This window comes from Mesorhizobium sp. M0894 (genome assembly GCF_040319725.1).
Classification (GTDB): domain Bacteria; phylum Pseudomonadota; class Alphaproteobacteria; order Rhizobiales; family Rhizobiaceae; genus Mesorhizobium.
In genome coordinates this window covers 100877-114350 of record NZ_JAMYOG010000013.1, presented here as the reverse complement: position 1 = coordinate 114350, position 13474 = coordinate 100877, and the positions used below count along the sequence as shown (strand labels likewise).

Genomic DNA, 13474 nt, shown 5'->3' with positions numbered 1-13474 from the left:
GTGGCAGTTTTTCCCTCGCGGCTCGATCTGTTAGCCACGAAGTGTTTAATACATTTGTTGTACTGGAGTGAGGAATACGCGCGCCTAGGGGGAACAATGTGTGGAATTGCCGGGTGGATCGGCCGAAGGGCCGAGAATCCACAAGAGCGGGCCGCCAGAATGTCAAATGCATTGCGGCATCGCGGTCCCGATGCCGAAGGCATCGAGTTCTTGGACTTGAATACTGGCGAGGAACAATTGGCATTGGTCCATCGCCGCCTGGCGATTATTGACTTAGCGCCAGAGTCAAATCAGCCGATGCATATCGAGGACGGCCATCTCAGAATAATTTTCAACGGCGAAATATACAACTATATCGAGCTGCGCCAGGAACTGATCGGCCTCGGTCATCATTTTCGAACGCGCTCCGATACCGAGGTGCTGCTCAGAGCTTATGATCAGTGGCACTTGTCCATGTTCGAACGGTTGAGCGGCATGTTCGCTTTTGCGCTCTGGGATGCTCAGAGGCACGAATTGATCCTCGCCCGTGATCCGTTCGGCAAAAAGCCCCTTTACCTCATGCAGAGCGAAAAACTGCTGTCCTTTGCCTCAGAGATCAACGCGTTGTTGTCATCGCAGCCAAATGCGCAGCAACTCGATTTGGACGCTGTGCACGAGTACCTGCGCTGGCGTTACGTGCCTGGACCGCGCACGCTTTTTAAACAAATCCGCAAGCTCAACCCCGGAAGCTATGCCGTTTGGTCGCAAGGGACTGTGACGGAAACGCGCTATTATACGCCTCCAGATCAAACGGACCTGACCGAGGACATCGACCACGAAACCGCCAAGCGACGATTTCTGGAACTGCTCGACCATTCCGTCGAGATCAGAATGCGCAGCGATGCACCTTTCGGCGCCTTTCTCTCCGGAGGCCTCGACTCGTCAGCAATCGTCGCCCTGATGACCAAGCACAGCGACAAGCCCATCCGCACATTTTCGGTCGGTTTCAGCGAACCGGCCTATAGTGAACTTCCATTCGCCAGACGCGTCGCCGATCATTTCAAGACCGATCATTGCGAACTGGTCATAGAAGCGGACGACCTGATTGACCACCTGCCGAAGTTGATTCGCCATCTGGGGGCGCCCGTTTCACAAAGTTCGGACATTCCGATTTACCTGATGTCGGAGCGAGCCTCACAGGACGTCAAGATGGTGCTCACAGGTGAAGGGGCAGACGAGGTTCTCGGCGGGTATCCCAAACATCGCGCAGAGTCACTGGCTGGAATCTACCGGTCGCTCGTTCCAGCCTTGCTCCACAACAACCTCCTCGCCCCTTTGATACGTGCCATGCCTGGCGCATCGGCCAAGTTCGATACATTTGCCCGAAGCGCGGGTGAAAGGGACTTTGCCACCCGGATGATCTCCTGGTTTGGAGCCATGACAGAGCAGGAACACAGTCGCCTCATCGGTGCTCCGGCCAATTGCCGCAATGGACGCAACAACTTACCGTTTTCCTCAAGCGCGACAGCATCCCATCTTCGCCGCGCGCTATTTTTCGATCAGACATCGTGGTTGCCCGACAATCTCCTGGAACGAGGCGACCGGATGATGATGGCCGGTTCAATCGAAGGAAGAATGCCGTTCCTCGATCGCGATCTGGTTGCGTTCGTCAGCAAATTGCCCGATCGCTACAAGGTGGGTTGGCGGAAGGGTAAGCTGATCTTGCGCAGCAGCATGGCCAACATACTTCCGGAGGAAATTCTCAACCGCCGCAAGATCGGATTCAAGGTGCCCGTCGCCGAATGGTTTCGGGGGTCGATGAGGAACTACGTGCACGACCACCTTTGCTCGCCTAACTCCGTCATTCGCAGCTATTTGAGCCCGAAACAGCTTGATCAAATCGTCTCGGAACACACCACGGGTGCCGCAGACCACGAAAAGCTGATATGGGCGCTGTTGAATTTGGAGATATTCCACCGCGAATTCGGGCTTGAGGCGCCGCCGCGATCATCAGCCTCAGCGCTTGACCGGTTGACGGCTTGACGCCGCCGACCGCCAGACATCGCAGATTGCGCCGACAAACGGGGCGAGTTCAAGCCGTTCCCGATGCACGGCCATGGCACCGGCACCAAGCCTCGCCCTCAGTGCTGGGCTCTCCACGAGGCGGCCCAGCGCGTCGGTCAACGCAGTAACATCGCCTGGCGGCACCAGCAGCCCGGATTGCCCGTCGGTAATTATGTCTTCGACCGCGCCAACCGGGGTTGCCACCACCGCCAAACCGGCTGCCATCCCTTCGATCACCGACATAGGCAGGTTTTCGGCGAAGGAGGGAAGAACCAGAATATCCGCGAAAGAGATCAGCGACGCGACATCGTCGGGTCCCACCCAACCCGGAAAGGCGATCCGGTCTGCGATCCCCAGCCCGGCCGATTTTGCCCGTGCCGCATCGATTTCGCCATCGCCGGCAATCGTGGCGCGCCAGTTCTTGACGGGGTTCATGCGATGCAGCGCGTCCAACAATTGCGGTACGCCCTTGCGGTCGCCGATACGACCCAGGAACAGGATATGCACGTGGCCGCCGCCACCGACATGCGCCAGCGACGGGACTTCGGTCGCATTGGGCACGATCACGATATTGCCGGCAGCGCCTGGCGCCCGGTTGGCGACGAAATCGCGCCAAAGCCTGCCCAAAACGATCACCCGATCGGCATGCTCGAACAGAGCTTTGATACGGCGGCTTATGAACCCGTGATCGTCTTTCCAGAATGTCTGATACTGCGCCCCGTGCAAATGCAGGACATAGGGTATCGACAGCAGCCGTGCGCAGGCGGCGATCACCATCTTGCGATAGGTGCTGCCGGAGACTGAGATGTTGATATGAACGACATCGGCGCGTCCAGCCAGACGCGCTTTAAGCATCCGTAAGCAAAAGCCGAGCATATAGAAGATCGAAAGTCCGACATGCCCCGAGCCACGACTGGCAAGGAAGCGCACATCGATGTCGGTGACTTCTTGCCGTTCGAACTCCTGCTTCAGCGCCCCCATGATGCGGTCGATGCCGCCCTGGCCCGAAACGCCCGACGGCGTCGCGACCAGGACATGTATTTTTCGATCGGATATGAGGCGCTGCAACATGATGGTACTCTAAATAACACAGACCGGGTAACTGCAAAGCAAACGTTCCCGATAAGGTTTACGGCAAATCTTTTAGTTCAAACTGAATCTGTTCACCCTTCGCCGTCATCGCGCTGGATTTTCCGCCAGTCGGCGGCTAGTCGAAGGTGAATTTTCCAGGGACACGCCTTTGCTGCTCCGTTCCACGCTCATTTATGCTCCGGCGATCCTGCTGACGCGAATCTCGGCGCTGCTCCTGCTGGTCGTCGTGACGCGTTTGATCGACCAGACCGAGTATGGCCTGCTCACTCTGGTGGTGACCGTCGGCGAAATGACCGACATTGCCGTCACCAACTGGCTGCGCATCGCCTTGCTCAGGCTCGGCGGCAAGGGCGAAGTCAGCCGCGGCAGCCTGATGCTGGCCGGGCAGGTGTTGCTTGCCACCACGGCACTGGCGCTGGTCATATCGGTAGGCGCGTCGGCGGTGGTCGTGCCGGAACGCTGGGTCGAGTTCGCGATCGCGGTCTGCGGCTATCTGGTCGCCGGGTCCATCAGCCGCTTCGCGTTGACGGTGCTGCAGATGCAGCAGCGCCATTCGGTCTATTCGATGCTCGAAGCCCTGCGTGCCCTGCTGCAACTCGCGCTGCCGATCGGCGCCATCCTTATCTTCCAGGATAGCTTTCTGACGGTATCGCTCGGCTCGAGCCTCGGCGCCTTGATTGCCGGCATCGTGGCGGGCATCATGGCATCCCGACGCGTCGTTACCGGTCCGCCGCGTTTCACCCACAGAGACTTCTTTGCGCTCGGTGTGCCGCTGATCATCATGGCGCTGGTTGGCTTCGGGCTCAACAGCGCGGAGCGTCTGTTCCTCAAGTTCTATTACGATGCCAGCGCTGTGGCGATCTTCGCCGCAGCCTATGCGCTGGCCCGCCAACCGATCGACATGGTCGCTAACGCCATCAACATGGGCGCCTTTCCCGAGGTGGTCAGCCGGTTCGACGAGGACGGGCCTGCCGCATCGGGTCGGTTGCTGTCGCAGTTGATGGCCTTGATGATGCGGCTTTGCCTGCCGATTGCAGCTATGCTGGTCGCGCTCAGCAGCGATATCACTGAGCTCATGCTGCCCTCGCAATATCACGGCCGCTTCGGCCTGCTGTTTCCGATCATTGCCTTCAGCGTGCTGTGTGCCAACCTCACGAGCTTCGTCTATGGCGTCGTGGTGCACGCGCACAAGCGGCCGTGGCTGCTGATCATCGCAAATCTCTTCGGCTCGGCGGCAACAATCGCATTGTCTCTGCTATTGATCCCTTCGATGGCGGAGATCGGCGCCGCTTTGGCGCTGGCGGGCGGCTCGGTGGTTGGCTCCATAACCTGCATCATCATCAGCGAGCGGCTCACGCCGGTGCCGGTGCCGTGGCGCGACATCGGTGTTTCGGCAATCATCTCGCTCAGCACAGGGGTGGCCGCCAAGCTTGCCAGCATGGTGGCCGGCGACGTGCCGGCAATCTTCTCGCTTCTCGCCGGCGGCACCGCCGGAGTTGCGGTTTTCTTCGGGCTGACCTCGCTATTCCACCCTGTGGCAGCGACGCAATTCGTCGCCCAGTTGCGGGCGCGGCTACGGATCGCGTAATTTCGCAAGCGATCTGTAAGCGGGTATTTCCGAGGCTTACAACACATGGTGTACCTTGCCGGAGACGGGCTCTTGCATACCGGACATTCAATCTCCGGGTGTTCGGGTCATGAGAGGAGGCGCCATAGTGGTCCGCACGTCGCGCTCGGCGGAAAAACGGACGATTGAAAAGCTGCAATCATCGGCATTTAGTCGAACCCGGCTTTTTTTCCAAGTCTGAGGGGGCAGCGTGATTTCCCGATCCAAGAAGGTTGAACAATTTCGCGTTCTTCATAAATCCGGCTGCTTCCTGATCCCAAACCCATGGGACGTAGCCGGCGCGAGAATGATGGCTGGTCTGGGTTTTAGGGCGCTTGCGACAACATCTTCGGGTTACGCCTTCTTGAAGGGAAAGAAGGACGGAGCAAAGGAAGTCGGCCGCGACGAAAGCTTGGCATATGCCGCCGAGATCGCCGCCTCGACGACCGTGCCGGTCACTGCCGATTTGGAAGATTGTTATGAAGACACACCAGAAGGCGTGGCTGAAACCGTCCGGCTTGCCGCCGAAGCGGGATTGGCTGGACTTTCGATCGAAGATCGACAACCAAAGCCTGGCCAGCCAATACGCGATTTTGATGCTGCGGTGGCACGTGTAGCGGCGGCGGTTGCAGCTGCTCGAAAATACGACATCGTGCTCACCGCCCGCGCCGATGGGGTGGGTAAAGGCGTGTATGGTCTCGACGAGGCGATTCGCCGCCTAAAGGCCTTCGAAGCTCTTGGCGCTGAGGTGCTGTATGCGCCGGGTGTCCCGGATCTGGCGTCTCTCGAGCAGATTTGCAGCTCTGTCAGCGTGCCGGTCAATCATGTCCTCGGCCAAGGTGTTTCCGGTCTCACGTTTGAGCAGATTGCCGGGGCGGGCGTACGGCGGATAAGCGTGGGCGGGTCACTTGCGCGCGCGGCTGGCGGAGCACTAATGAAAATAGTCCAGGAGATCGCAATGGGGAACTATGCGGCGTTGGAAAGCGCTCCGGCCTGGAACAGCCTTCGCGATCCTAAACCCGTAATCTAAGTCCGAAAGGGTGACGCGCCCCCGGCTGCAACATGCCGCAAGGCGGGCGCTTACCTTGATATTTGAGAGGCCATGATTCGGAGACCGGCATCTACGATCGTGACACTCAGATAACCCAATGTTAAGCGCCGTTTTCCAAGTCACGGCCTTAGTCTCGGGAGTTCGAACGTCGCTCCCACGGCCAACGCCTGTTTTATGGGTGAACGCGAACCTATAAACCGGCGTTTCGGCGCCAGCGACGCTCCCAGAACTCCCGGCACAGCAGCCCGGCATAGGCAGTGTTGGTGTCGTAGTAGCGGCGCCACAAGCGTCGCGGCTCCTGGACCACGCGGAACAGCCACTCCAGGCCGGCTGCTTGTATCAGCCTCGGCGCACGGGCAACCTTGCCGCCATAGACATCGAAACTGCCGCCCACGCCCATCACGAAGCTTGCGGCGAGTTCGTCGCGGTAGCGCTTGAGAAATCGCTCCTTACGCGGTGTCGGCATGGCCACCAGCAGGCAGTCGGCGCCCGACGCGTTGATCGCCGCGACGATCCCGGCCTCATCCTCCGGCTTGAAATAGCCGTTGCGCATCCCCGCTATGACCAGGCTCGGATGGTCCTTGGCAAGTCTCGCTACAACCGCGTCGAGAACGTGCTGTTCGGCCCCCAGCAGATAGGGCCTGAACCCACGCTTCGCGCAGAGGCTCAGCAGATTGATCATGATGTCGACGCCCGCCACCCGCTCGGGCAGCGCGACGCCACACAGACGTGCGCCCCAAAGCACGCCGATCCCGTCGACATTGACCACGTCCGCCCCTGCAACATCCTCGCGCAGTTCGGCATTCTGGCGCATGGTCACCAGCTTGGCGACATTCACGACCACATGATGCAGCGGCCGCCGCACGGTCATCGCCTCGTCGGCGATGGCCAGCGTCTCGGCCATGGTCAGCGCATGGATCGGTGCGCCAAGGAACTCCCGGCGCCGTGATGCCAACAGGGAATGCTGCGCCCAAGCCGGGTCGTGCGCGTTCATGCAGCCTGCTCCCTTGCGAGCGTCACTTGTGCGACTTCTGGTTTCTTGCCTTCGATACGGGCGTCGGGCTTGCGTGCCTTGCGCCAGGTCCATAGGCCCCTTGTATCGACGAGCTTCTTGTCCTTGAGCGCTTCGGGGTCTACCAGATTGAACTGCCGATGGTCGACCAGGAGGACGACGATATCGGACTTGTCGATGGCCGAAAGTGCGTCGGTGAACACGATGCCCCTGCCCTCGAGTTCATGCGGCAGCGCATTTGTGTTGGGTTCAGCCGCAATGATCTTCACATTGGGGTTATCGGACAGAAGCTTCACCACCTCGACGGCCGGGCTCTCGCGCAAATCGTCGATATTGGCTTTGAAGCTGAGGCCAAGACAGGCGATCGTTTGCTTGCGGGAGGGGTCGAGCAAGGCCTCGATATCCCTGACCACCGACATGGGCCGCTCGGAATTGATCCGGCGTGCGGAAGCCATCAGCCGCGTGCTGTTGGGTGCGGCGTCGATGATAAAATATGGATCGACCGCAATGCAGTGACCGCCAACGCCCGGGCTCGGCTGGAGGATGTTCACGCGAGGGTGCCGATTGGCGAGATCGATCACTTCCCAGACATTGAGCGACAGGTCCTGACACACTGCGGCAAGCTCATTGGCGAAGGCGATGTTGACGTCGCGGAACGCGTTCTCGGTAAGTTTCACCAGCTCAGCGCTTTCGGCCGTCGTCATGAACAGGTCGCCGGTGACGAAGGTTGAATAGAGTGCCGCGGTCCGTTCCGACGATTTGCGGGACAATCCGCCGATCGAGCGATCGTTATTGATCAGCTCGGTCAGCACCTTTCCCGGCAGCACGCGCTCGGGCGAATAGGCGACCAGCACATCGGCGTCTTCGCCATGCAGGACAGGAAATTTGAGGTCAGGCCGCAACTCGGCAAGCAGCCCGTTCATGATGCGTGTCGTGCCGACCGGCGATGTCGATTCCAACACAACAAGGTCTCCCCGCTTCAGCACCGGGGCGATGCTTCGTGCCGCCGCCAGCACGTAGGTCACGTCCGGCCTATGGTCGTGGGTCATCGGGGTCGGCACGGCGATGATATACGCATCCGCCGGCTGCGGCGTGCTGTAGGCCTTGAGCTTGCCGTTCGCCACGACCTTCTGGATCAGGCCGTCAAGGTCCGGCTCGACGATGTGGATTTCGCCGCGATTGACTTTCTCGACGACCGCTCCGTTCACATCGACGCCAATGACGTCGAGCCCTCGGCTGGCGAAAATGGCGCAGGTCGGCAGGCCGATATAGCCCATGCCGATTACGGAAACGGTTTTGATTTCAGCCATGATGCAGCAGTTCCTCAACAATCCGGTTACTGGCCCGGCCATCGCCATATGGGTTGTGTCGTTCCGCCATGCCGCGATAGGCAGCCTGATCGTCGAGCAGGCGATTGGCGTTGAACAGGATTTTCTCGACATCGGTGCCGACGAGGCGGGCGGTGCCGGCCACGATCCCCTCGGGTCGCTCGGTATTCTCGCGCATCACCAGCACCGGCTTGCCGAGCGAAGGCGCTTCTTCCTGCACGCCGCCGCTATCGGTAAGCACCAGATAGCTCTGCTTCTGCAGATACAGGAACGGCAGATAGTCCTGCGGCTCGACCAGATGGATGTTCGGCACGCCTTCCAGCTCTGCGTTGACCACCGAGCGCACATTGGGGTTTGGATGGACAGGGTAGACGATCTGCACGTCTCCGCGCGCCGCCAATCCTTTCAACGCCGTACAGATGCGCTGGATGCCGCCGTCGAAATTCTCGCGGCGATGGCCGGTGACGAGGATCATTTTCTTCGTAGGGTCGAGGAAGGGGAAACGGGCGGCGAGCTTCGCGTTCATCAACCTGTCGGCATCGATCGCGCTTGAAAAATGCAACAGCGTGTCGATCACGGTGTTACCGGTCACGAAGATAGTGCTTTCGGCTTTTCCTTCGGCGATGAGGTTGTCGCGCGCCTGAACGGTCGGCGCAAAATGCCAGGTGGCGATGTCGCCGGCAATCTTGCGATTCAGTTCTTCAGGAAACGGCGAGTTGATGTTGTGGCTGCGCAATCCTGCTTCGACATGAGCGACCGGGATGCGCTTGTAGAAGGCAGCCAGAGCCGCGGCCATCGCCGTGGTGGTGTCGCCCTGTACCATGACGATATCGGGCTTCGCCTTGTCCAGCACCTCGGCCATGCCCAAGAGCACGCGCGAGGTCACGTCGAACAGCGACTGGCCGGGTTGCATGATGTTGAGATCGTGATGCACCGGCAGGCCGGTCAGTTCGACAACCTGGTCGACCATCTCGCGATGCTGGGCGGTGATGCATATTTCGGTGATGAAGCCTGGATGAGCAAGGGCGGCGCGCGCCACCGGAAAGCATTTGAGCGCCTCCGGCCTCGTGCCGAACACGATCAGCAGTTTCCGCCTGGACGGCAGTTTTGGACGTGAAAGGACGTTCATTGCTGATCCTGGCCGCCTGCAGCACTCGAAACATGCCGACTATTGTCCGCAACAGCCATAATAGCGCCGGAAAACGCCTTCGTGATCTCAATTCTTAATATATGATTAACAACCAAGGCCGCGTTCTCCCGGGTTAACTCTTGTGAAAGGTCGGGCTGACAAATAGTCTATGGTAGTAGTCTTGAAAAAGAATATATTGGATTGACTAATATTTTAATCATCGGCCACGCCGACGCATCCCGGCGCTGGGAAAATGAGCTTCTGGTGCGGTTGAGCGCGGCTGGACACGTTGTCTCGAGTTGCCGCGCGCCGACGCCTGAAGCCAACGCGCGCGGGATGGATAATGTGCTGGCGCTCGAGGGCCGGCGCTTCGGCCCCTCACTGGCAAGCCGTTCCGAGCCGTTGCCGTCCGGCGATACCGGCCCCGCCGACCTTATAGTCGATCTCACCGCTACCGCCGCACGACGGGGCACGCCTGTCCTGACGCTCGAATTTTGTGGCCGCAGCAGCTTTGCCGCGGGCATGACCGAGATACTGGCGAGCGGGCGGCTACCTGAACTCACCGCCCGCTTCGACGGCGTTGCCATCGCCAGGGCGCGGCCGATGATCAGCGATCGGCTCTGGCTGTCCCGCAGCAGCAACGACCTGCTCGCCGGCGCCATCTCCCTGATTGCCCAATGTGTCGCCCGCTTTTCCACGGGCAAACTTGCGCCGATTGCCGAGAGCCCGGCGCCACCCCTGCAGAAAGGCGGATTTATCCGGCACTATCTGCCCTTTTTCGGCAGGGGATTGGTCGACCGTGCCGTGCAAAAACTGCGACGTGGCCGGCGCCCCTTCTATTGGCAGGTTGCTTACCGGCTGATCGACGGTCCAGGCGTCGCCGAAACCGGACAGCTGGATGGCAAGCCGTTCACCGTGCTTGCCGATGACGGGCAGCGATTCTACGCCGATCCGTTCGTTCTCGAACGCGACGGCCGCCACTATCTTTTTGTCGAGGAGTTCCCCTACGCCACGGGCCGCGGCGTGATTTCCGTCGCTGAACTTGGCGACGACGGCGTTTTCGGCGTGCCGAGGTTGGTGCTGGAGGAAGCGCATCACCTGTCATATCCGCAGGTGTTCGCCCACTCCGGCGAAATTTTCATGATTCCTGAAAGCGCTACGGCACGCGAACTGGTGCTCTACCGTGCCGTGCAGTTTCCGGATCGCTGGGTACGCGATACGGTGCTGATCGCGGACAGGGATTTCAACGACGCCACGCTGCTAGAATCCGACGGCCGCTTCTGGTTGCTGGGGACGGAGCGGTTCGGTCACGGCAGCGCGTCGGACACGATGACCGTCTATTCCGCCACGGCGCTGCGTGGGCCTTGGGTAGCGCATGCGCTCAATCCCGTCGCCGTCGATCACTCGGCCACTCGGCCGGGTGGCGCTTTCATCCGTCAGGGCGACGCCTTGCTGCTGCCGGTGCAAAACGGCTCGAGAGCCTATGGCGGTAGCCTGGGGTTGATGCGGCTGGATCGGCTTAATGATTTCGACGTCCGTTTTGAACTGCCCCGCCCAATCGATCCGGGGCCAGCATGGGCGCGGGCGGGTATCCACACGCTCAATCGCGCCGGCGATGTCGAGGTCGTGGATAGCGCCGGCTGACCGGATCCGAGGTCCGTGCTTAACGAGACCCGGCCGGGTTTGGGTGGGATGCAGCGGCCGAAGGCATGCTCTCGAGCTGGCCTCTATCGGGCTGCTTCCTATAGGCAAGCAGCAACACCACAATAATCGCGATTTCAGGCGATTTTGATGAGAGCGCGTTGTTCGACAGCGCAGCAAGCAGGAAGGTGATGATGCCTATCCATGCGGGCAGCGGCGCCCCGCGCAGCAGCCGAAAAACGAACCAGAATATCAGCACCGTAAAGAGCACGGCTATGGGCAGGCCGAAGAGCATGACGATGACCACCGGCGCGCTCTCGATGAACGGCAGATGCAGCTTCTCGTTGACGATCGCCAGGAGTTCGTCGCCGTTCATGCCAAACAGGATGTCTTTCCAGCTGACAAGTCCGAACACCTGGTAGATCGTCACCCGCGCCATAAAATTTTGGTCGAAAATGGTGTTGCTGAACCGGTTCAGCAGACCGCCCGCAAACAGCATCGCAACAAGCACCGCGCCGCCGGTCATAGTGAACATCAGCACGACAAATTTGGCCTGCCGCTCATACTTGAGCGACAGGCCCGGCCAAGGCACGAACAGCAGCAGAATGAGGATTTCTCCGGCAGCGAGCAGAAGCGCGGCGCGAGCGCCCGATGCAGCACAACCGACGACCAATACGAAAATCGCCACCACCCGCACCCATATGCGCCAGCGCGTCAGCGGTACGAATCCGATGACTGTGGCGCAGAGCGCGCCTAGTGACAGCGGATGGGCCGCTAGGCCGATCGGCCTGAACTGCAGTTCGTTGATGCCGTAAGGCAGGAATCGATGTTGAGTCACCGCTTCGATAGTGCCGATCACGGCGCTCAGGATGGCCATTCCAAGCACTACGTCGCCCAGCGCCCGCCGCGACTCCGCGTTTAATGCCAGCATCAACAGGCCTGTGGCGCCGGCCACCAGATAGGTATCGATGATGAACCCGGAGGAGCCCGCACGGCCGGTAATGAACAGATAAGGCACCAGCGCGAACATCAGCACCGAATAGCGCATCAACGCCTTGAATATTCCAATTTCGTCGCCCTGCAGCAGAAACGGTCGGCTGAAAAGAACGACAGCAAGCAGCAGGAAGATCGCGTAAGTGCCGAAATGCAGCTTCTCGTAGAACGAGCCTCCCTGGGCCGTATAGTCGACGACCATGTTCATCACCTGCGGCGACACCGTAAAGCGCAGCAGGAACGCGAATGCGGCGCATAGGAAAAACAGCAGCGACAACGCGTTTTGACGGCGCGCCTGGCTGGACAACAATCGTTCCGATGCGGCAGCAGGATAGCTCATGGCCCATCCAAGTGAAGGTATTCAAACGGCATTCCGGCCACGAGATCCATTCAAGAGACTGCCGAACGGATGCGGCGTGTGTGTTGTCAAAATATGCCGGGCCATGCGTTTGCCACAACCGTTAAGTTCGATGCCCGGACGTTTGCACGGTCTCCTTATTTGTTCCCCGTGGCAGCGTAAGGAAGCGATGTGGCTCTAACCTTCCTTCTGCCGTTCAGAATGAGAAGAATCGGCTTCTCGATCATCTGGTGGATCACCAGGCTGGCTATGCAGGCAGTCACGATGCTGACCACCGAGACCAGCAACACTGTTGCCGGATGGTCGTAGCCGATGGTGCGCCTGGCCAGGTAGGCTACGGCGCCGATCACGAAGATATGCGACAGGTAAAGCGCGTAGGAGGCGTTGCCGAGCTCTTCGAGCAGGCTCCAGTGCTTCAGTTTCGGTTCCAGAATGAGGCCAAGGTGAAGCAGGCTGGCGGCCCACATTACCTGCCCCGCGAAGCTGATCTGGCTCATCAGCGGCGTGCCGTCATCGACGAATGCAAGCAACACGCCTGCAGCGGCCATAGGGCCGAGTAGCCAGACATGGCGTGTGTCGGAAGCAAAGCCGCCGTCCAGATAGCGCCGGCCTATCCACATGCCGACGACGAAGGCCACCGGCGAAGCGTTCAGATAGAACTGGAGAACAGGGTTGGTGGGAGCTATCAACAGCCCGGCCAGCCACATCGCAATGAAAAAGACCGTCAACACAAATGCGCGCGCGGTCACCGATAGGAATGCGAGCACCGCGAATGCGATATAGAAATAGGCCTCATAATTGAGCGTCCAGCCGAGTGACAAAATTGGGCTGACGCCATCTCGTTCGGGCGCTTGGTGGACAACGAAGAACAGCGACTGGAGATAATGGGGCCACGTAAAGACGGTCTTCTGGAAGAGACTTGGTGCAAGAGCTGCCAGAAGTGCGGCGACGCTTGTGAAAAGCCAGTAGAGGGGGATGATCCGGATCGCTCGGCGTTTCAGGAAGGTTGGAGCAGAGAAGGGACCGCTCCCCGTAATATAGACCATTATGAATCCGCTAATGACGAAGAACAGAATGACACCAAGGCGGCCCGCAGTCACGATAATCGGATTATCTATGCCGATCTGGTAGGAAAAAGCGTGCGCGAACAGAACCAACAAAGCGGCGCAGGCGCGAAGATACTGGACCGAATAGAATTTCGTCACGTTCCTCTCCTGCAAT

The 13474-nt window shown here is 59.7% G+C and carries 10 protein-coding genes; 4 read left to right on the top strand and 6 right to left on the bottom strand.

All coding sequences use genetic code 11. The features are described 5' to 3' along the window. The first annotated feature begins 96 nt into the window (after window positions 1-96). A complete protein-coding gene (gene asnB, locus NKH91_RS23140) occupies window positions 97-2022 on the top strand; it encodes an asparagine synthase (glutamine-hydrolyzing) (protein WP_352589477.1) in 1926 nt (641 codons plus the stop codon). On the opposite strand, the gene NKH91_RS23135 is transcribed toward asnB, so the two are convergent. Continuing rightward, the gene (locus tag NKH91_RS23135) at window positions 1996-3114 is read right to left on the bottom strand and encodes a glycosyltransferase family 4 protein (RefSeq protein WP_352844703.1); all 1119 of its coding nucleotides are present in this window, start codon (window positions 3112-3114) and stop codon (window positions 1996-1998) included. The genes asnB and NKH91_RS23135 overlap by 27 nt on opposite strands. Window positions 3115-3283: 169 nt before the next feature. On the opposite strand from NKH91_RS23135, the gene NKH91_RS23130 reads away from it, so the two are divergent. Beyond that, window positions 3284-4723 (top strand): lipopolysaccharide biosynthesis protein, encoded by a 1440-nt coding sequence (locus NKH91_RS23130; protein ID WP_352844705.1) that lies wholly within the window; start codon window positions 3284-3286, stop codon window positions 4721-4723. A gap of 229 nt (window positions 4724-4952) precedes the next feature. Further along, window positions 4953-5771, top strand: coding sequence for an isocitrate lyase/PEP mutase family protein (locus tag NKH91_RS23125; RefSeq protein ID WP_352844707.1), 819 nt, complete (start codon window positions 4953-4955; stop codon window positions 5769-5771). A 211-nt stretch (window positions 5772-5982) separates the two neighbouring features. Here NKH91_RS23125 and NKH91_RS23120 read toward each other — a convergent pair whose 3' ends face one another. Genes NKH91_RS23120 through wecB form a run of 3 tightly spaced genes read right to left on the bottom strand, consistent with a single transcriptional unit; the run spans window position 5983 to window position 9261 of the window. After that, window positions 5983-6786: a WecB/TagA/CpsF family glycosyltransferase gene (locus tag NKH91_RS23120; RefSeq protein ID WP_023720694.1), complete on the bottom strand. Its 804-nt coding sequence runs from the start codon at window positions 6784-6786 to the stop codon at window positions 5983-5985. Beyond that, the gene (gene wecC, locus NKH91_RS23115) at window positions 6783-8114 is read right to left on the bottom strand and encodes a UDP-N-acetyl-D-mannosamine dehydrogenase (RefSeq protein ID WP_023720695.1); all 1332 of its coding nucleotides are present in this window, start codon (window positions 8112-8114) and stop codon (window positions 6783-6785) included. Before wecC ends, NKH91_RS23120 begins: the two co-directional genes overlap by 4 nt. After that, window positions 8107-9261, bottom strand: a complete 1155-nt coding sequence (gene wecB, locus NKH91_RS23110; RefSeq protein WP_352484050.1) for a non-hydrolyzing UDP-N-acetylglucosamine 2-epimerase — start codon at window positions 9259-9261, stop codon at window positions 8107-8109. Before wecB ends, wecC begins: the two co-directional genes overlap by 8 nt. A 336-nt stretch (window positions 9262-9597) precedes the next feature. Between wecB and NKH91_RS23105 the strand changes: the two genes are divergently transcribed. Then, entirely contained in the window at window positions 9598-10905 is a 1308-nt protein-coding gene (locus NKH91_RS23105; protein WP_352844709.1) for a glucosamine inositolphosphorylceramide transferase family protein, read from the top strand. Window positions 10906-10924: 19 nt separating this feature from the next. On the opposite strand, the gene NKH91_RS23100 is transcribed toward NKH91_RS23105, so the two are convergent. Continuing rightward, window positions 10925-12235, bottom strand: a complete 1311-nt coding sequence (locus NKH91_RS23100) for a VpsF family polysaccharide biosynthesis protein (RefSeq protein ID WP_023720699.1) — start codon at window positions 12233-12235, stop codon at window positions 10925-10927. 155 nt (window positions 12236-12390) lie between these two features. Next, complete coding sequence (locus NKH91_RS23095; protein WP_023720700.1) at window positions 12391-13458, bottom strand: acyltransferase family protein; 1068 nt, start codon at window positions 13456-13458, stop codon at window positions 12391-12393. Window positions 13459-13474: the final 16 nt, after the last annotated feature.